Raw genomic sequence first — 18,796 nt, forward strand, 5'->3', positions numbered from 1 at the left:
TACCCTAATCGGCGCTTCGAGCAGCGCTGGCGCTCCTAGGGAATTGACCCCTGTTTCAGCCTTGAGAGGACTTTGGCGGACGTCAAGTGACGTCTATAAATCTAACAAAATCAATTACTTAGCGCGTGCGCGTCCGCTAGGGTCCAGCTCGACTTTCCTCCGTTTGTTGGAGAAAAGTTGAAGAAATTGGAGAAGCCGGATGGCGCGCACGGCCCGCAATTCCTCCCTCGAAACCCGAACCGCGCGCGCACGGCTGCGCATTCGCCGCACGCCGTATTTTGCGAAAATCGCGAAGGGTTTGCGGCTTGGCTATTACCGCGGCCAGATCGCCGGCTCCTGGGTCGCACGCTGCTATCGCGGCGCCGGCGTCTACGCCACCGAGGCGCTCGGCGTCGCCGATGACACGCTGGATGCCGACGGCGTCAAGGTGCTCGACTACTGGCAGGCCCAGGAGCACGCCCGGCGCTGGGGCGAGCGGCAGCGGCTGATTGCGAGGGCATGGTGCGCGAAGGCACCCTACAGCGTCGCGGACGCCGTGAAGGACTATCTCGCTGGCGTAACAAGCTGGCCACCCAGCCCAGGCGGGTGCGCTCCAAACGCGCCGCGGCCGAGCCCCCGCCACCCGTGCGGTCGCCGACGACGAGGACGCCCGCCGCGCCCGCAAGGCTACCGCCAACCGCATCCTCACCAAGGCCGCCCTTAGCGGTAGGGTTCAGCGCTGCACACAACACCCCGACAATGCCCGGGCACTCCGTGGGCTCGTGGAGTGCCCGGAGCGGCTCGGGGAGGCCCGGGAGCTTCCGGGATTTCGACAGAAGTTGACGACTGCGTTGTAGAACGTGGACGGGCCCATTACCTCCTCGTGCATGTGCCGGAGAACGACATTCAGTTCCAGCCGTTGCTGCGCGGGACTTACCGTAGCCCGGACCGGACACGGGGAGCGAACCTGGTCGAGCGTTTCAGCAAACGGCAGGCATCGGGCATTCGACGTCAAGCCGCCTTGGCCTTGCGCGCGTCATGGATGACGCGCCACACTCGCTCCGGGGTGAGCGGCATATCGATTTGCGCGACGCCGAACTCCGAGAGCGCGTCGATCACCGCATTGACGATTGTGGTGAGACTGCCTGCACAGCCGGCCTCGCCGCAGCCCTTGGTACCCAACGGATTGGATTTCGCCGGCGTCGGATGATTGCCGACCGTCATCAACGGAATATCCTCGGCGCGCGGCATCGCGTAGTCCATGAATGAGCCCGTGATCGGCTGACCACTTGAATCGTAGCTTACCTCTTCCATCAGCGCCTGTCCGATGCCCTGGGCAACGCCGCCATGCAGTTGTCCCGCGACCAGCATCGGATTGATGATGGTGCCGAAATCATTGACGCCGGTGTAACGGACCACGTGCACGACGCCGGTGTCGGGATCGATCTCGACCTCTGCCACGTGACAGCCATTTGGATACGTCGAGGGAACTTCCTTGCTGTTGTGATCTACGCTGAGCGAGGAGGGTACTCCCTCGGGCATCTTGCCTTCGCGCAGGCAGCGCGACAGTTCCATGATGTCGATGCCGCGATCGGTTCCGGCGATGGTGAAACGGCCATTGGTGAACTCGATGTCACCCTCCGCGGCTTCCATCAGGTGCGCAGCCGCCAGCTTGCCCTTAGCGATGACCAGCGCGGAAGCTTCGACGATGGCCATACCGGTGGCGGTGATGGAGCGTGATCCGCCAGTGCCGCCGCCGGCATGCACGATGTCGCTGTCATTCTGTTCGAGTTTAACCATCTCGAAGGGTACGCCCAGTTGCGCCGAAAGGATCTGGGCAAACGGCGTTGCGTGGCCCTGCCCATAATCCAGCGTGCCTGTGATCAGCGTCACCGTGCCGTCCGCCTCAAACACGATCTTGCCGAGTTCGTTCCTCGGGGGTGCGGTGGATTCAAGGTAGGACCCCACAGCGATGCCGCGGAGTTTGCCACGTTTACGGCTCTCCTTTTTCCGTTTGCCAAAACCGGCATGATCGGACAATTCCAACGCGTTGCTGAATACGCCCTGAAAGTCGCCGCTGTCATAGGTGACTCCGGAGGCGGTCGAGAACGGCATCTGCGATGACTTGACGAAATTGCGCTTGCGCAGCGCCAGCCGGTCGATACCCAACTCGGCGGCGGCGCGATCGATCAGCCGCTCCATGAAATAATTGGCTTCGGGCCGTCCGGCGCCGCGATAGGCACCCAGCAGGGTGGTGTTCGTGAGCATGCATTTGATGTCCACGGTCAGCAGCGGCGTAGAATAGACACTGGTGATATTCTTGGCGATGTTCGCCGATAGCGGGTTCGGCGACACGTTTGAAATGTAGGCTCCGAGATTGCCATAACCGCTGACGCGTACCGCGAGAAACTTGCCGTTGCTGTCCAACGCCAGTTCGGCGAGGATCTTCTGTGCGCGACCCTGACTGTCCGACAGAAAGCTGCCGGAGCGTTCGTCGGTCCATTTTACCGGACGGCCAAGTGACTTCGCAGCGTGCAGGATGCAGATATATTCGGGATAGTGGATGTTCTTCATGCCGAACGAACCGCCGACATTGGCGGTCAGCAGCCGAACCTTGTCGCGGGGCACCTTCAGAAGCTGCGCCAGCGCAGCACTGTTACCCGCAACCCCCTGGGTCGGCGCATGAATGGTATAGCGCTCGCTGGACTTATCCCAACATGCGAGCGCCGCGCGCGGCTCCATCGCGACAACGGCGACGCGGGTATTTGCAATATCGAGCTTTGTGACATGGGCCGCGCCGGCGAACGCAGCTTCCACCGCGGCAGTGTTGCCGTAGTGGTAGTCCAGCGCGACGTTGTCGGGGATGTGCTCGTAAAGCCGCGGGGCACCAGACTCGGCGGCGGCGTCAGCGCGGGTAACGGCCGGCAACGGCTCGATGCCGAGTACCACAGCCTCCGCCGCATCGCGCGCCTGCGCGACGGAATCGGCCACGACGAACGCCACGGGATCGCCGACAAAGCGAACCCTGTCGGTCATCAAGGCCTGGCGATTGGTTTGCAGCAGCGGCGAGCCATCGCGGTTCTTCAGCGGCATGGCGCAGGTGAAGGGGGCGTAGTTGTCCGCGGTGAAATCCGCACCTGTCCACACTCCGTGGACTCCCGGCATCGCCTTGGCGGCTGATGTATCGATGCCGCGGATGACGCCGTGGGCATGGCTGCTGCGAACCATCCAGGCGTAAAGCTGGCCGGGCAGACTAAAATCGTCGGTGTACTTGCCCTTGCCGCGCACCAGCGCGTCATCTTCCTTGCGGCGGACCGGCTGTCCGACGCCGTATTTTTGCAGTGCGATAGTGGGGACCTGAAAATCCCGGAAGGTGTGATCTTGCATTGCAAATCTCTAAAACGGCAGTTCTTGTGCGGTTTCCGGGCTAGGCCTTCAGATAACGCAGCGCCGCTGGAACGACAACGCTGGTTTAGGCATGCTACCATGTGTGCGGCAGTTTTCTAACGGGATCGGTGGAGCGCTTGTCGTTTGGGTCAACCTTCAATTTCTGACTTGCAACGGCAAACTGTTGACCGCATTTGCCGAGATGGCCGCGCAGCGCCAAAAGTCGCGCATCATCGCACTGAAGAACGCGACCGTTGCCTTTCCGCAAACTTTCAAACGGGGCTAGTGAGAAAGTCGGCGGCGAATATTTCGCGCGACGCACGCTCTTCCACGTCCCCTCCCGGTTCCGCGGCCTTCATTTCAGGCGAAGCGCTCTTTATCGACTTCGCTACCATTTTGAAAATAAGATCGAATGGGCGCCCATACCGCACTTACCCCAGAATGACCGCGCTGCGCGATCCCAAATACCCGGCCTATTATGACACCCTTAATCATCGCCTCAATAGCAGCGCCCATAATACTCATAAATCGCCGTTTCAATCTCCACCCTTTTCAGATTGAAATCGCTTGAAGCTGGATATCTAGGCGCCGCAAGCAGCTGCCTCTTGATGAGGTGTGTTTGATATCCAGAAATCGCAGAATTGTATTTCAAGGCCAACCACGGGAGCGTAAAATAGTCGCTGCCAAGACCTAGAAGGTCAAACTTCGCCAGAACATACGATACTCTTGCATTGTCACTTTCGATAAAGATTTTCGCGATCGAACCCATTAGCTCGCGTCTCGGACCGTAAATAGCCACTCCACAAAATTGCGGGCATTCGATCAAATGCCGCGACTGTAGTTCCGAAGTTGTCACGTTGACCTCCCAATTCCAGCCTTACCTCCGACCTTCCAGGTTCTCGGCTAAGCTTTTTGATAAAAAGTCCGGTCGAACGTGCTAGGTCTCCCACCGCACCACCCAATCAATAGGTTTGCGATAAATAGTCGACGATCCTGCCCACATCTTCGTCTTCGATAGGCGCCCCATACACCTTGATCATCTTGGTCACCTCGGCCTGCCAGAAGTCCTTCTTGAACTTTGGGCCTTGGGGCTGGGTCTTGATGTAGTCGGCCGAGTGGCAGGCCGTGCAATTGCTCTGAACAATTTCGAGGTTCGAACCTGGTTTGAATGCTGCGGTCTCATCAGGAAGCTTGTAAGAAACCGGTCTGGCGTTTACCTCGACAATATTGCAACCGACTATAGACATCACGACGAGGGCCCTGGCTGCGACGATGGTTGATCGCTTCATGATCATTCTCCTTAAGTCGCCGTGACCCGGACTGTTTCGACCACGTTGCGCAAATACCCTGCCGGATTCCACAAGGCTTCCATAGGCTGCGTTTTGCCATCGTTGCTGGTCGCACGGACCTTCAACTCGTGGGGACCAGCGGATAAATTCACCGGCATGCGCCACTCGCGGAACGAGTACTTGCCGAAATCTTTGCCGAGTCGCGCGGTCTCCCACGTTTTCCCGCTATCTGTCGAGACGGCAACATTCTTGATGCCCCTGCCGCCGTCGAACGCAATACCTTTCAAGGTCGTCCCGCCCGCTTTCAGCTTTGCGCCATCCGTTACGTTGGTGATGAACGAACGGACAGTGAAGCGATTGATCGGGACTGTAACCTTGGGCGCGGTTCCGGGCTCGACGCAGTTGCAGTCATTGTCTGGAATCCGGTAAGCCGTCTTCATCCAGAAGCCGTCAAATATGCTGTCGACAACGTTGATCTCGTTGAGATGCTTGACCCAGTAGGTGCCGTAATAGCCGGGCACGACAAGGCGCAGGGGAAATCCGTTAAGAACCGGCAGGTCCTCTCCGTTCATGGAATAGGCCAGCATCACCTCCCCGTCGCGCGCATGATCGATGTAGAGCGCCTTGGCAAAATCCGGCGTCTTGTCGCTGACGGGACCGTCAATGCCACCAAACACCACCTGCTTGGCTCCTGCCTTGACGCCGACCTTGTCCAGCACGGTCTTCAGCGGCACACCCTTCCATCGCGCATTGCCCATTGCGCCATTGCCGAGCTGACCGCCTGCCACGCGCGGCGTGAAAAATCCGCGGCTATTTCCTGAACATTGATTGACCGCTACAACCTCGGTCGCCGGCATCTTCCTGATGTCGGCTAGTGACAATTTCGTAGGTTTTTCTACATTTCCCTTGATCTCAACTGAGAACTTGTCGGGATCGATGTCGAGCGGCACGTCCGCTAGGTGGTAACGCACGAAGAACGCATCGTTCGGGGTGATCACGTTCTCATTGAATACCGCGAATGGCGTCTCCAGCTGCGGCGGACGGCTCGTAAGTCCAATCATCCGCCGCTTCTGCGGATATTTGACGATCGGTCGCTCGCCATTCTCGAATGGCAGAACCACCGTCTCAGCCGCAAAGCTTGCAAGCGACGATCCGCTGATCCCGCCGCTTCCAGCCACCAAAGCTGCTCCGCCCCGCAGAAGTGTTCGTCGGCTCATCATTGGCTTTTCGCTCCTAGTAATTACCGCCAAATAGTCGCGATTTTGCGCGAGACCGCCGGTCGTCTAACAAAAGCTCCGCGGTGAGACGATCAGCCTACATGCGCTTGCGAAAGGAACTCGGCAATCTCGGACGGCGTATCCGCAACCCTGACACCCGCCGCCTCAAGCGCAGCCCGTTTTGAAGCGTATCCGCCGCGGCCGCCGGTAACGATCGCTCCGGCGTGCCCCATCTTCTTGTCCGGCGGCGACGAACGCCCCGCGATGAACGAAACAACAGGCTTCTTCATCGTGCGGGCATACTCCGCGGCCTCTTCTTCCATCGCGCCACCGATCTCGCCGACAAGAACGACAGCTTTGGTCCGCTCATCCCGATCCAGAGTCTCAAGGGCGTCGCGAGTCGTCGTGCCGATGATCGGATCGCCCCCTATACCGATGAAAGCGGATTGCCCAAGACCCGCGCGTGTCAGATTTAGACACATCAGCGTCCCAAGACTGCCGCTGCGCGAAATTACGCCGACGTTGCCGGGCATGAAGATATTCGGATTATGGCCGGGCATAATTCCAATAAATCCTTCACCCGGCGTTACGATACCGGCCGTATTCGGCCCAACAATTCTGCTGTGCGAAGTCCGCGCCCTTGCAAAAATTTCCAAGACATCGTGGCTCGGAATGTGCTCCGTCAACACGACTATCGTGCCAACGCCAGCATCGATCGCGTCAATGACCGCGTCGCGCGCCATCGTCGGTGGAATGAAGATCACCGAAATATCACAACGCTGCTCTCGGCTCGCCTCCACGGCGGAGCGAAAGATCGGAATGCCAAGATGCGAGTCGCCGGCCCGCTTTGGATTGACACCGGCCACGACGTCTGTGCCGCACTCCAGCATCTTTTCCGCCCAAAACGAACCCTGCTTGCCGGTGATCCCCTGAACGAGAACTTTTTGACCGCGTCGATAGATCATTGTGCCGCCTCGACAGCCGCTTTGACGGCATCTTCCATGAGATCGTAAGGTTCAATGCCAAGCCGCTCCCGGACGAGCTTCACGGCTTCATCTGCGCCAGTTCCATGAATGGTAAAGAAGGCCGGGACTTTTGGTTTCAACGTCTCCCACGCCCGAACCACCCCATCCGCCATGACATCCGTACGCGCAAACGCGCCACAGAAATTGACTACAAGACTCTTGACGCCGGGATTTGACAGCACAAGATCCAACGCCACCTCTGCCTTGGTATAGGCCTCGCCACCTATCTCAAGAAAATTTGCAGGTCGTCCCCCGAAATGATCGATGACGTCCATCGTCGTCATCGTTAGACCCGCGCCATTTGCGAGAACGCCAACATTTCCGTCGAGTTGGATGAATCGCAGCCCGTGCGCTGCGCCGCGTTCCTCCAGCGATGTCATTTTGGGAGCGGAGGCCACCTTGACGAGTTCAGGCTGCCGGGCTGTTGAGGCATCGTCCAGGACGAACTTGCAATCCAGCGCAACGACCTTGCCTCCACGCAGAAGCGCAAGCGGGTTGACCTCCAACAACTCGGCGTCCTTCTCGCAAAAGACGCGATAGAGCTTGACTAGCACGTCTGCGACGGCGTCGGCCGCCGGCCCGAGATCCAGATCCCCAAGGAGCACGGCTGCGTCCGACACGCCGAAGCCGCGCGCAACGTCGACGACATGCCGTCTGATCGCATCTGGCTTTTTGTCGGCGACCTCCTCGATGTCCATTCCGCCTTCCGTAGAGAACAGGACAAGGGGACTTCGACTGGTCACGTCCACCAGAACCGCGGCGTACAACTCGCGTTCGATCGCGCAGCGCTCCTCGACGAGGACACGCTCGACACGGCTGCCGCCAATTGTCATGCCAAGTATCTCGCTTGCGATAGCAGCGCCATCTGCCGGCGTATCCGCCATCTTGATGCCACCGGACTTTCCACGTTTCCCGATTGGCACCTGGGCCTTGATAACGGACGGCCCAATTTTTGCGACGGCGACAGATGCTTCTTCCGCACTCCTGCAAACTGTTCCGTTCGGGATTGGCACTCCCGCGGGCGCGAGGACGTTCTGCTTGGCGGCGTATTCTTCGAGATTCATCGCGATGGCCCTATTGTCCGTACCGGGTCCAATGAGGACCGAAAAGCTCTTCTTCAGACGGCTTGTCTTCGGGGATGGGAACTACGAGATGGGTAATGTTGAGGAAGTGCTTGTAGTTCAGGTTTTCCGAGATGCTGTTTTTTTGCCACGAGCCGCATCCCATCGTCAGCGTAAACTCGAGTCCGCTGTCGAAGCCGCCACCATTGCCGAAAGTATGCGCGAAATTGACCAGCACGCGGACGACCGGCAGGTCTTCAGCAAGCTCTCTTGCCCGAGTCATGTTGGTCGTGTGAAGGCCCATGGAGTGACCGCGTCCCTGAAAATCCAGGATCTTGCGCACGGTCTCTGTCGCTGCCTTGAAATCGGGCGCCCGGTAGACCGTCAACACGAGCGCAAGCTTCTCGCCCGATAGCGGGAACGCTTTTCCAATCCCGGTTTCCTCCACCAGCAGGAATTTCGACGTCGCAGCCTCCGCCGGCAGCACGAAGCTCTCTACGAGAACCGCCATGTCGCGCGCGATCAGATCGCGGTTGAGCTTGCCATTCTTCCACAACTGGCTCTGGACGCGCGCCTTCTGCGCCCCATCCACGAGATAGCCGCCCGCGTTCTTCAAGGCTTCGATCGCCGCGTCGTAAACTGAAGATACGATCACGACGGAATTTTCCGAGGAGCACGAGGTGGCATTGTCGAAAATCTTGGAGGCGCAGATCTTTTGCGCCGCCGACGCGAGATCAGCCGTCTCATCTATGATGACCGGAACATTTCCCGCACCTACGCCGATCGCCGGCGTGCCGCTCCTGTAAGCGCGGCGGACGTTGTCCTGCGAGCCGGTGACGACGACGAGGTCGACCGCTTCCATGATCGCCTGCGTTGTATCCTTCGTGACCGGCGCCGGAAGGATCTGGACAAGGTCCTTCGGAAGACCGATCTGGGCAAGAGCTTCACGCATGTATTCGACGGTCAGCGCCGTTGTCCGGTAGCCAAGCGGAGATGGAGCGATGATCACCGCATTGCGGCCCTTGATAGCCATCATCGCCTTGTTGACCGGCGTCGCGCCGGGATTTGTTGATGGCGTAATAGCTCCAACGACCCCCATCGGCTTGGCGAACTTGACGATGCCCCGCTTGTCGTCGCGCTCGATTTCGCCGACGGATTTGACGCGGAGAAGATCGCGAAGTGCACCGAATGTCTTACGCTGCTTCTTGATGATCTTGTCTGGGACGTTGCCCAGACCGGTGTCCTCGACCGCGAGCTCCGCGAGTTCGCGGGCATGCTCCGGCTTGTAGAGAGACCACGCGATCGCACGCACGGCCTCGTCCACGCGCGCCTGATCGGCATTTGCAAAGGTCGTATGTGCGATCCGCGCGCGCCGCATGAGATCGGCTGCAATTTCTTGAGCATCCGAGATTCGACCCTGCATTTCGACAGACGCGCTCATGGCTCACTCCCTTTTCAAATTGTTCGGCACACATCAGGCGCGCTATTGAGGCTGGCTCGATGAGCGTTGATCATATCAGGCAATTTTTAGGATCGGCGCACGATTGTCGCGCACATCGACAAAGCGCTGTCCCGGCTTGCATCTCAGCGCTAACAGAGCACCGACCAGGAGGACCCCGAGTGATCCGATGAACGGCACGTCCCATCGTCCCGTCAAATCGATCGCATAACCAAATACGACCGGAGATATAATGCCGGCCATTCCAAAACCAAAGTTCATGAAGCCGCTGGCGCTTCCTGAATATTCCGGCGTTATGTCCATCGGGATAGCCCAGATCGGCGCCACGATCAGTTCGGCAAAGAAGAAAGCCAGACTGAGGCAAATCGAGACAACCGTGAGATCGTGGCTGAATACGATCGGCAACATAAAGCAGAACGATCCAAGAAAGCCGAGTACGATGACGGATACTCTTGCCTTCCCGACGTCCCCTGTCTTTCTCAAAATACGGTCGCTGAGGATTCCGCCGACCGTATCTCCGACGACACCTGCGAAGAACACACCCGCCGCGAACAGCGCCGACTTTCTGATGTCGAGCCTATATTGATGCAGAAAGAAGGACGGCAGCCAGTTGAGATAAAGCCACAGGATCCAGCCGTAGCAAAAGTCGGTCAACGTCACCGGCATGATGCGCTTCAGCAAGGGGATCCATGGCACAGCCTTTCGCGTCGCGGCAACCGTCGATGGCGGCAATCCCTCCAGGTCCTCAGCTGTAATGCCAGGATGCGTACGCGGATCGTCGCGGAAATAAAACCACCACAACGCTGCCCATATTAGGCTCACTATGCCCAGCGCATAAAACGACACCCGCCAGGAGAACGTTACGATAATTGCAGCGATTAGCGGGGGCGTCGCGGCGTTGCCGAATCGCGCAAAAGCGTGGGTAATGCCCTGCGCAAACCCGCGTTGATCGGGCCGCATCCAGTTCGACAACGCTCGGGTCGCAGTTGGAAACGAAGGTCCTTCACCGATGCCAAGAGCAAGTCGGGACAGAAACAGCGCCAACAATCCGCCAACTAGGCCTGTCCAGATCGTCGATGCGGCCACCAGCACTCCGCACAGGGAAAGCGTTACGCGCGGTCCTATCCGATCGCCGAGCCAGCCACCGGCAATCTGGAAGAAGGCGTAGGGATAAGCGAAAGCAGAAAATGCGATTCCAAGTTGCGTTGCAGTAAGGCCAAGATCTTTCTGCATAATCGGTGCAGCGGTGGAAAGGTTGACGCGGTCGACGTAAAAAATGAGATACATAAGGCAAATGGTTAACAGGACGAGACGACTAGCCTGCTTCTTCACGAGCGTCATGGTTTCTCCCTAACAATCTTTATTCGATTTTTGCCTCTGCTCGTCAGCTCGAATTCAGTGATCCAAATTCAAGCGCTTGGCATGGCCATCGTTATCGCTATGCTACAAGACGGGGCAGCCGTGACGAAATCGATATTCTGCATCGTCACCATTCGCGGAATTTATCGTTGAACCAGGACCTCGACATTGCGCTGCTCAGAACGTTTGTTGCGATCGTCGATACGGGAGGATTAACCTCCGCCGGACGAAAGGTCGGCCGCACGCAGCCGGCGATCACCCATCAAATCAGGCGCCTGGAAGAAGTGGTCGGGCGCACCCTTTTTGAAGACAACCGCCGTAAGCTCAGTCTGACGCATGATGGCGAGGTGCTGCTCGAATTCGCTCGCGGGATGCTGCGATTGAACGATAAAGCACGCGACCGGTTCTCGGCGCCCGACATAGCCGGTCACGTGACGCTGGGGACACCGGATCTTTACGCCTCGTACATTTTACCGGAAGTACTCGAGAATTTCTCTCGCTCGCACCCGAACGTCGAGATTCAGTTGCGGTGCACGCGCAGCATTCACCTTCATGCCGCGGTGGAGCGCAATGAGATCGACATCGCGCTGATGACAAACCAGCCAGAGTTCCGGCGAGGCCAACTCATTCGTCATGAACCTCTGGTGTGGGTCGCGGGCGTTGGAAGCAGCCCGGAATTGCGAAAACCCCTGCCCCTGGCGGTCCTCCCTCAGGGCAGTGTTTATCGGCAACTGGCGTTTGAGGCGCTCGGTTCTGCAGGCCAACAATGGTCGATACGCTCAGTCTGCGACAGCATCGCCGGATTGCAGGCCGCCGTGTTCGCAGGTCTTGCCGTGTCGGTCTTTCCGCGTTGCGCCATTATTCCGAATGTGCGCTGTCTCGGTGAGGCGGACGGTTTGCCGAAGCTGCCCCCGGTTGAACTTGTCATGCATCGCAAAACCCAAGGCACCTCCGACGCCGCGGAGCAACTCGCGCAATATATCGCTCGTGAACTCGGGGACTCCACCGTTGGTTCGCTGCCGGCGAATATCGCCGGCAGTCGATGATCACCGCGGTGCCGATGGCTGCGGCGAGCGCAGCCATTCCAAGCGCAATGAGCCTACCTCACGCGACTTTCTGCGGCCGCATGTCCTCGCGCTTGATGCCGGCAACAACGACAGGCTTCTTCATGGCGTCGCGACGGAACGGTTCGCCGAGTTCCTGATTGAGAACCACTTCAATGAAGGTCGTGACGCCCTTCTTTTGAGCTTCGCAGGATTGGCGCAGCGCATCGGTCAATTCGGTCTGCGTCTTGACCACGACACCCTTCAGTCCGCAGCCTTCGGCGACCTTGGCGTAGCTCAAATTCATGTCGAGTTCGGTGCCGACGAAGTTGTTGTCGTACCAGAGGATCGAATTGCGCTTTTCCGCTCCCCACTGATAGTTGCGGAAAATGACCATGGTAATGCCCGGCCATTCCTCGCGACCGATCGAACTCATCTCGTTCATCGAAATTCCGAATGCGCCATCGCCGGCAAAACCGACGCAAGGCGTGTCGGGATTGCCGATTTTTGCGCCGATGATGGAAGGAAAACCGTAACCGCACGGGCCGAACAGTCCGGGCGCCAGATACTTTCGTCCCTTTTCGAAGGCCGGATAGGCATTTCCGATCGCGCAATTGTTGCCGATGTCGCTCGATATGATGACGTCGCGCGGTAATCCTGCCTGGATGGCGCGCCAGGCCTGCCGCGGCGACATCAGTTCCTTATCTCGCTTGCGAGCGTCCTCGTTCCACGTCGTGCCGGGATCATCCTCCTCGTGGTCCATGCTGGAAAGCGCCTGAAGCCATTTGGACTTGGTCGAGTGCACCAGCGCTTTTCGCTCTTCGCGACCCGCGTTGCCGGCGGCTGGCGTGAGCCGGGACATAATGCCCTCGACAACCAGTTTTGCGTCTCCGCAGATTCCCACAGTGACCGGCTTCGTTAGACCGATACGATCGGCATTGATGTCGACCTGGATGATCTTCGCCGTTTTCGGCCAGTAATCAATGCCGTAGCCCGGAAGCGTTGAAAACGGATTGAGCCTAGTGCCAAGCGCGAGGACGACATCGGCTTTCGCCACCAGTTCCATCGCCGCTTTCGAACCGTTGTAACCGAGCGGGCCTACGGCGAGACGATGGCTTCCGGGGAAGCTGTCATTATGCTGATAGTTATTGCAAACGGGAGCATCGAGTTTCTCGGCCACCGCCGCGCAAGCATCAATCGCGTTTCCGAGAACGACCCCCGCGCCGGCCAGAATGACGGGGAACTTTGCTTCCGACAACAATTTGGCCGCTTCGGTGACCGCGGCGTCGCCACCGGCCGGGCGCTCGAATTCGACGATGGCCGGCAGGTTGATGTCGATAACCTGGGTCCAGAAATCGCGCGGAATGTTGATCTGGGCCGGGGCCGAAAGACGTTTCGCTTTCAGAATGACACGATTGAGCACTTCTGCGACGCGCGATGCGTCACGCACTTCTTCCTGATAACAGACCATGTCACGGAACAGGGCCATCTGCTCCACTTCCTGGAAGCCGCCCTGGCCGATCGTCTTGTTCGCGGCCTGCGGCGTCACGAGCAGCATCGGCGTGTGATTCCAATAAGCGGTCTTGATCGGCGTGACGAAGCCGGTAACGCCGGGGCCGTTTTGGGCGATGGCCATTGCCATCTTCCCTGTCGATCGCGTGTAGCCGTCGCAGATCAGACCGCCATTGGTTTCATGCGCGACGTCCCAGAACGTAATGCCGGCCTGAGGAAAAAGATCGGAGATCGGCATGAAGGCCGAACCAATGATGCCGAACGCATGCTCGATGCCGTGCATCTGCAGAACTTTCACGAAGGCTTCTTCCGTCGTCATCTTCATGGGTGGCATCCTTCTATTGCGTGCAACGCAGACGGCGTGCGCAAGACTGATCTTTGAGGAGCCGACCAATCGCACGCCAATTCTCATCTTGCAACTAATATCTCATTTTTTCAATATAGACGTTTCATATTTCGGAATTTTCTGTTAGAACTCCAGTATGAACGACTTGTTGGGCGCATTGAAACCACTCGGTTTGCTTGAGGCCGTTGCAGCGATGCAGCATCCCGCGACGCTCGCAGAATTAGTGGCGAGCGTTGGCGTACCGAAGCCAACGGTGCATCGTTGGCTCGCCTCCCTCGAAGCGGCAGGACTTCTTCAAAGGACTCCCGATGGTCGACGGTTCGAGCTCGCTCCACGAGCGTCCCAACTTGCGTTCTCGATCCTCGGGAATAGGCCGGGCGGCTCGACAAGGCATGAAATTCTTCAGCGCATTGTCCAGGAGGTCGGCGAAGCCTGCAATTTGACCGTGCTCGACGGGACGCAGGTGAAATATTTGGATCGCGTCGAATCGAATTGGCCGCTGCGGATCACGTTTCAACAGGGGTCAAAGGTTCCGGCCTATTGCTCCGCCAGCGGCAAACTCTTTCTAGCTTTGATGCAACCGGCCAAACGCGATCTCCTCCTCGGTCAAATGCCGCTTGAGCGCCTGACCGACAACACGGTGATTGACAAATCCGAACTGCTCAAAGAGCTCTCCAATATTCGTCGCGACAAGTATGCCCTCGACAGGGAAGAATTCATGACCGGGCTCGTGTGTCTCGCTGTCCCGATCCATCAGCAAAAAGGACGGTCGCGCGCCTGCGTCGCCGCGCTCGCCATTCAAGCGCCGGTGACGCGGGTGTCGCACACAGACATCGTGTCAAAGCTGCCGATCCTTCAACGGGCCGCCGAAACGATCGCTGCCACACTCACCGAGTAGCCAAGAACGCCATGAAGCCGCAGACTGAACGAGCATTTCCGAAGCTTGACGCCCTCGAAGCCGCGGCCCGCAGCAGGGGGCGCCTTTCGGTCGCGGTCGCCTACCCCTGCTCGGCCGACTCTCTCGCTGGGGCACTTTCCGCGCGCGAGGACGGCATGATCGAGCCTGTGCTCGTTGGACCACGCCGCCGGATCGAAGCCTGTGCGAGCATCCTAAAAGTGAGTCTTGAGGGACTTCGGTTTGTGGAGGCGGAGGACGATCCGATCATCTCATCGCGTATGGCCGTGGCACTGGTCGGCGCAGGCGAAGCCAGCGCGTTGATGAAGGGATCGCAGCATACTGACGAGCTTTTGGGCGCCGTCGTGTCCCGCGACGGCAACATGCGAACTTCGAGGCGCATGAGTCATGTCTTTTGGTTCGATCTCCCGGCTTACCACAAACCACTTATGGTGACCGACGCTGTCGTGAACATCACACCTAGCCTGAAGGACAAGGTGGACATCCTCGCAAACGCGATCGGGTTTGCGCAGGCGATCGGGCTCGCAGCTCCCAAGATCGCACTGTTGTCGGCCATCGAGACGGTCAGTCCGGACCATGTCTCAAGCATGGATGCAGCGGCACTCTCGAAAATGGCAGATCGCGGACAAATCCCCGGCGCAATAGTCGATGGTCCCCTGGCCTTTGACAACGCGATTTCGACCGCGGCCGCGGCGACGAAGGGAATCTCCTCCCTCGTTGCTGGAGATCCCGACATCCTCATGGTGCCGAACCTCGATGTCGGAAACGTCCTCTACAAATCGTTCGTCTATATGGGGAGCGCGGAGTGCGCCGGCGTTGTCCTGGGCGCGCGCGTGCCGATTATTCTCACAAGCCGATCGGATTCGCGGCGCGCTCGCATTGCGTCGTGCGCCTTGGCGCAACTCAGCTTGCAGTGAGGCCGTTCTGAAAATTATGAACGGTCCGAACGAATTTCGGCGGACGCGACGACGCGAACGACACGGTTTGGCAGGGATTCTGCTCCGTTTCGTTGCTGCCCTATTTTCATTTTATCGACTTACGCTGCCTTGGTTTCGGCTTTTGCGGCCGCCAAGATCATGTCGGACGCTTTTTCCGCGATCATCGCTGCCGGTGCGTGAGTGTTGCCGGACACAAGGGTCGGCATGATCGAACAGTCGACCACCCGAAGACCGCCAATTCCATGAACGCGGAGACCGGCATCGGTCACCGCCATGGGATCCGACCCCATTTTGCAGGTACCTGTGGGATGAAAGATTGTCGCGCCATTCGCACGCGCGAACTCAAGGATTTCGCTGTCCGATCGCACCGCCAAGCCGGGCTTGTATTCGCTTTGAATGTAAGGTTTGAGTGCATCCGTCGCCGCCAGCTTGCGCGCGTATTTGATGGATTCTATCGCGCAAGCGCGATCCTTTTCGGTGGCCAGATAGTTCGGACGCATCGACGGCGCTTCCATCGGATCCGCCGACCTTATCTCGACGCTGCCCCGCGATTCGGGTCGCAGCTGGCAAACCGAGAAGGTGCATCCGGACCACGGATGCGGGTTGGCGCCTGCAAGTTCAGCAGACAGGGTCGCGAAATGAAACTGAATGTCCGGCGTTTCCGAGCCGGGCAAAATACGTGTGAAAAGTCCGCCTTGATTGATTCCAATCCCTAGAGGACCGGTTCCCTTCAATAACCACTTCAGACCGATCCTCGCCTGCCCTGCCAGGGTGCGCAGATCATCATTGGTCGTGATCGGTTTCGAAACGCGATACATGAGCCGGAACTGCAGATGGTCCTGCAGGTTCTGCCCGACGCCCGGGAGATCGTGAACGACATCGATGCCGTGACGACGCAGAAGCTCCGCCGGTCCGATCCCTGAGAGCTGCAACAGTTGCGGGCTCTGCAGCGAACCCGCGGACAAAATGACTTCGCGCGCCGCCCGGGCCTCATGCATGACGCCGTGTTTGCAGTAGCGCACACCCGACGCTTTTCGGCCTTCGAGGATGAGGCCGGTTGCTTGCGCATCGGTTTCGACACGCAGGTTCTTTCGAGTCCGCGCCGGTTTGAGATAGGCCACCGCGGAGCTGATGCGCCAACCCTTGCGCGTGAACAACTGAAAGTAACCGACGCCTTCCTGGTTTCCATTGTTGAAATCGCTTGTGCGGGGAACCCCGAGTTCCTGCGCCCCGCGAATGATGGCCTCCATCAACTCGCTTTTTTCTTCGATGTCCGACGACCACAACGGACCATCGCCACCACGAGTGTCGCTCGCGCCTCGACTGTTGTGTTCTGATTTTATGAAATAGGGAAGAACGCTTTTCCAGTCCCAGCCGATATTTCCGAGCTGCGCCCAATGATCGTAGTCGTTGCTTTGGCCGCGAATGAAAACGAGTCCGTTGATCGAACTTGATCCGCCTAGCCCTCTTCCGCGCGGCCAATATATTTCTCGATCATGCATGTTAGGCTCGGGATCTGTGTGAAATCCCCAATTGTAGGTCCTATGAAACATCGTCTTTCCATATCCCATGGGGATATGGATCCAGATGTAATTGTCCTTCGGTCCGGCCTCCAAAAGCAGGACCTTGTAACGGCCATCGGCACTCAGCCGGTTGGCCAGCACACAACCAGACGATCCGGCACCCACGATAACATAATCGAATTCAGCCATACCCGGACTCACCTGCAAATACGTTTCGCCGCATGAACATGATGCCGCCCAAGCTGAATTTATCGATAAGACTTGTCAATCATCGAGAGCGCCGGCGTGAGTTTGGCTACCGTGATCCCCGCTTCTTTTTGCTGGATTCGGATCATTGAAAATTACACGGACGAGGATCTGCGCCCGCATGGCTGCGTCGATCGAGCCACCCAGAACATCGATCGAGCTACCCAGCACAACGTCACATTGGGCTGCGAGGTCCGAATAACGGCCTTGCCCTGGCGATATCGGCAGCATCCAAATTCATCGCGCGCTCCCCATTGCCGAGGCCGTCCGGACCGTGTTCAGGCGCCTGCCCGCATAAGGGGGCTACCGAAAAAAAATCCCGAAATCCCCTATTTCGTAGAAGTTATTGAGCGACTGGAACGATCAATTTGATCCAATCAATCTGTTGGACTGACGGGCTCCCTTGCTGCGAGATCATCCCGAACAGGAGTTCTCCATGGCGCCCATCTCCTCCGCCCCCCTCGCCAAGAGCCGCTCCGCCAGCTCTTTTCTGGCTTCCGCGACCACTTTGCTGCCCGGTCTCGCCCTTTGCGGTGGTATCGCCCTTGCCGCAACCGCGCTGCACATGCTGCCGCTGTTTAAGCTGTTCAGTCCGATGATCGTGGCCGTGGTCGCGGGAATTGCGTTTAACGGATTAGGTCTGGTTCGTCCCAGCACCCGCCCGGGGCTTGCATTTGCAGCCCGGCCCTTGCTGCGCTTTGCAATCATCCTCCTTGGATTTCAGTTGACCCTGACCCAGATCCGCGAAGTCGGACTGATGGGCATGGCGGTCATTGTCGTTTCATTGGCTTCGACCTTGGTCGTGACCCAGATCATGGGTCGCCTCCTCGGCGTCGACCGCAAGCTTGCGCAACTGATCGCCGCGGGAACAGCGATCTGCGGTGCGTCGGCCATCGTTGCAACGAACTGCGTTACCAAAGCCGACGAGGAGGATGTTGCCTATGCCTTGGCTTGCGTGACGCTTTGCGGCACGGTCGCCATGCTGGTCTTTCCGATGGCCATTTCGGTCGCCCATCTTGACGGCTATCATTATGGTCTGTGGTCGGGCGCAGCAATTCACGAAGTCGGTCAGGTGGTCGGAGCGGCCTTCCAGGGCGGTCAAGCGGCAGGTGAGTTCGGAACAATTGCGAAGCTGACGCGGGTGTTGATGCTTGCGCCGGTGATCCTTGTGCTTGGCCTGGCCAACCAGCGCGGCGCCGCCAATGCAGGCGCGTCGGATGCGGGGCGGCGGGTGCTCGTTCCGATGTTTATCGTCTTGTTTCTGAGTGTCATCGTGATAAACAGCTTTGTGGCGGTGTCTGCTGATACTAAGTTGACAATTGCAACGATTTCTACATTTCTTCTTACGGTGGCCCTTGGCGCCATCGGCCTCGCCGCCGATGTCAAAAAGTTGCGCGAACGAGGCGCCAAACCGCTGTTGCTCGGAGTGGCCGCATCAGTTTTCATCGCCGGCTTGAGTCTCGGACTGCTAAAACTCCTCACGTGACCTGGATCGA

The 18,796-nt window shown here is 58.5% G+C and carries 15 protein-coding genes; 5 read left to right on the forward strand and 10 right to left on the reverse strand.

Features of this window, described 5'->3' with window-relative positions; all coding sequences use genetic code 11:
• Positions 1–199: 199 nt before the first annotated feature.
• On the forward strand, positions 200–703 hold the full coding sequence (locus tag N554_RS0114830) for a hypothetical protein (RefSeq protein WP_029584184.1): 504 nt from the start codon (positions 200–202) through the stop codon (positions 701–703).
• Between the two features lie 287 nt (positions 704–990).
• Here N554_RS0114830 and N554_RS0114835 read toward each other — a convergent pair whose 3' ends face one another.
• The 8 genes from N554_RS0114835 to N554_RS0114875 form a co-directional block, all read right to left on the reverse strand.
• The gene (locus N554_RS0114835; RefSeq protein WP_029584185.1) at positions 991–3,366 is read right to left on the reverse strand and encodes a xanthine dehydrogenase family protein molybdopterin-binding subunit; all 2,376 of its coding nucleotides are present in this window, start codon (positions 3,364–3,366) and stop codon (positions 991–993) included.
• Between the two features lie 499 nt (positions 3,367–3,865).
• Positions 3,866–4,222, reverse strand: a complete 357-nt coding sequence (locus tag N554_RS0114845; RefSeq protein ID WP_156041939.1) for a hypothetical protein — start codon at positions 4,220–4,222, stop codon at positions 3,866–3,868.
• 106 nt (positions 4,223–4,328) lie between these two features.
• Positions 4,329–4,661, reverse strand: coding sequence for a SorB family sulfite dehydrogenase c-type cytochrome subunit (locus N554_RS0114850; RefSeq protein WP_029584188.1), 333 nt, complete (start codon positions 4,659–4,661; stop codon positions 4,329–4,331).
• Positions 4,662–4,666: 5 nt separating this feature from the next.
• Entirely contained in the window at positions 4,667–5,875 is a 1,209-nt protein-coding gene (locus tag N554_RS0114855) for a SorA family sulfite dehydrogenase catalytic subunit (protein WP_029584189.1), read from the reverse strand.
• 89 nt (positions 5,876–5,964) lie between these two features.
• Positions 5,965–6,837: a succinate--CoA ligase subunit alpha gene (gene sucD, locus N554_RS0114860; protein ID WP_029584190.1), complete on the reverse strand. Its 873-nt coding sequence runs from the start codon at positions 6,835–6,837 to the stop codon at positions 5,965–5,967.
• Positions 6,834–7,961: a succinate--CoA ligase subunit beta gene (locus tag N554_RS0114865; protein ID WP_029584191.1), complete on the reverse strand. Its 1,128-nt coding sequence runs from the start codon at positions 7,959–7,961 to the stop codon at positions 6,834–6,836. The genes sucD and N554_RS0114865 overlap by 4 nt, the downstream gene beginning before the upstream one ends.
• A 10-nt stretch (positions 7,962–7,971) precedes the next feature.
• The gene (locus N554_RS0114870; protein ID WP_029584192.1) at positions 7,972–9,399 is read right to left on the reverse strand and encodes an acylating sulfoacetaldehyde dehydrogenase; all 1,428 of its coding nucleotides are present in this window, start codon (positions 9,397–9,399) and stop codon (positions 7,972–7,974) included.
• Positions 9,400–9,474: 75 nt separating this feature from the next.
• Complete coding sequence (locus tag N554_RS0114875; protein WP_029584193.1) at positions 9,475–10,758, reverse strand: MFS transporter; 1,284 nt, start codon at positions 10,756–10,758, stop codon at positions 9,475–9,477.
• A 167-nt stretch (positions 10,759–10,925) separates the two neighbouring features.
• Here N554_RS0114875 and N554_RS0114885 point away from each other — a divergent pair, with 167 nt between their 5' ends.
• A complete protein-coding gene (locus N554_RS0114885) occupies positions 10,926–11,822 on the forward strand; it encodes a LysR substrate-binding domain-containing protein (protein ID WP_036053239.1) in 897 nt (298 codons plus the stop codon).
• 58 nt (positions 11,823–11,880) lie between these two features.
• Here N554_RS0114885 and xsc read toward each other — a convergent pair whose 3' ends face one another.
• Positions 11,881–13,656 carry a sulfoacetaldehyde acetyltransferase gene (xsc, locus tag N554_RS0114890; RefSeq protein WP_029584195.1) on the reverse strand — a complete coding sequence of 592 codons (1,776 nt, stop codon included), beginning with the start codon at positions 13,654–13,656 and terminating at the stop codon, positions 11,881–11,883.
• Between the two features lie 157 nt (positions 13,657–13,813).
• Between xsc and N554_RS0114895 the strand changes: the two genes are divergently transcribed.
• Positions 13,814–14,575 carry an IclR family transcriptional regulator gene (locus N554_RS0114895; protein WP_029584196.1) on the forward strand — a complete coding sequence of 254 codons (762 nt, stop codon included), beginning with the start codon at positions 13,814–13,816 and terminating at the stop codon, positions 14,573–14,575.
• 11 nt (positions 14,576–14,586) lie between these two features.
• Positions 14,587–15,510 carry a bifunctional enoyl-CoA hydratase/phosphate acetyltransferase gene (locus N554_RS0114900; protein WP_029584197.1) on the forward strand — a complete coding sequence of 308 codons (924 nt, stop codon included), beginning with the start codon at positions 14,587–14,589 and terminating at the stop codon, positions 15,508–15,510.
• A 119-nt stretch (positions 15,511–15,629) separates the two neighbouring features.
• On the opposite strand, the gene N554_RS0114905 is transcribed toward N554_RS0114900, so the two are convergent.
• Entirely contained in the window at positions 15,630–17,243 is a 1,614-nt protein-coding gene (locus N554_RS0114905; RefSeq protein WP_029584198.1) for a GMC family oxidoreductase, read from the reverse strand.
• A 622-nt stretch (positions 17,244–17,865) separates the two neighbouring features.
• On the opposite strand from N554_RS0114905, the gene N554_RS0114915 reads away from it, so the two are divergent.
• Positions 17,866–18,786 (forward strand): YeiH family protein, encoded by a 921-nt coding sequence (locus N554_RS0114915; protein ID WP_245283615.1) that lies wholly within the window; start codon positions 17,866–17,868, stop codon positions 18,784–18,786.
• Positions 18,787–18,796: the final 10 nt, after the last annotated feature.

This window comes from Bradyrhizobium sp. URHD0069 (genome assembly GCF_000701345.1).
Taxonomy (GTDB): domain Bacteria; phylum Pseudomonadota; class Alphaproteobacteria; order Rhizobiales; family Xanthobacteraceae; genus Bradyrhizobium.

Bases quoted from the DNA above. Each gene is read 5' to 3' on its own strand.
- N554_RS0114905 (WP_029584198.1), bottom strand. From the start codon at position 17,243: ATGGCTGAATTCGATTATGTTATCGTGGGTGCCGGATCGTCTGGTTGT.
- sucD (WP_029584190.1), bottom strand. From the start codon at position 6,837: ATGATCTATCGACGCGGTCAAAAAGTTCTCGTTCAGGGGATCACCGGC.
- N554_RS0114875 (WP_029584193.1), bottom strand. From the start codon at position 10,758: ATGACGCTCGTGAAGAAGCAGGCTAGTCGTCTCGTCCTGTTAACCATT.
- N554_RS0114855 (WP_029584189.1), bottom strand. From the start codon at position 5,875: ATGATGAGCCGACGAACACTTCTGCGGGGCGGAGCAGCTTTGGTGGCT.
- N554_RS0114830 (WP_029584184.1), top strand. From the start codon at position 200: ATGGCGCGCACGGCCCGCAATTCCTCCCTCGAAACCCGAACCGCGCGC.
- N554_RS0114850 (WP_029584188.1), bottom strand. From the start codon at position 4,661: ATGATCATGAAGCGATCAACCATCGTCGCAGCCAGGGCCCTCGTCGTG.
- N554_RS0114865 (WP_029584191.1), bottom strand. From the start codon at position 7,961: ATGAATCTCGAAGAATACGCCGCCAAGCAGAACGTCCTCGCGCCCGCG.
- N554_RS0114915 (WP_245283615.1), top strand. From the start codon at position 17,866: ATGCTGCCGCTGTTTAAGCTGTTCAGTCCGATGATCGTGGCCGTGGTC.
- N554_RS0114835 (WP_029584185.1), bottom strand. From the start codon at position 3,366: ATGCAAGATCACACCTTCCGGGATTTTCAGGTCCCCACTATCGCACTG.
- N554_RS0114895 (WP_029584196.1), top strand. From the start codon at position 13,814: ATGAACGACTTGTTGGGCGCATTGAAACCACTCGGTTTGCTTGAGGCC.
- xsc (WP_029584195.1), bottom strand. From the start codon at position 13,656: ATGAAGATGACGACGGAAGAAGCCTTCGTGAAAGTTCTGCAGATGCAC.
- N554_RS0114870 (WP_029584192.1), bottom strand. From the start codon at position 9,399: ATGAGCGCGTCTGTCGAAATGCAGGGTCGAATCTCGGATGCTCAAGAA.
- N554_RS0114900 (WP_029584197.1), top strand. From the start codon at position 14,587: ATGAAGCCGCAGACTGAACGAGCATTTCCGAAGCTTGACGCCCTCGAA.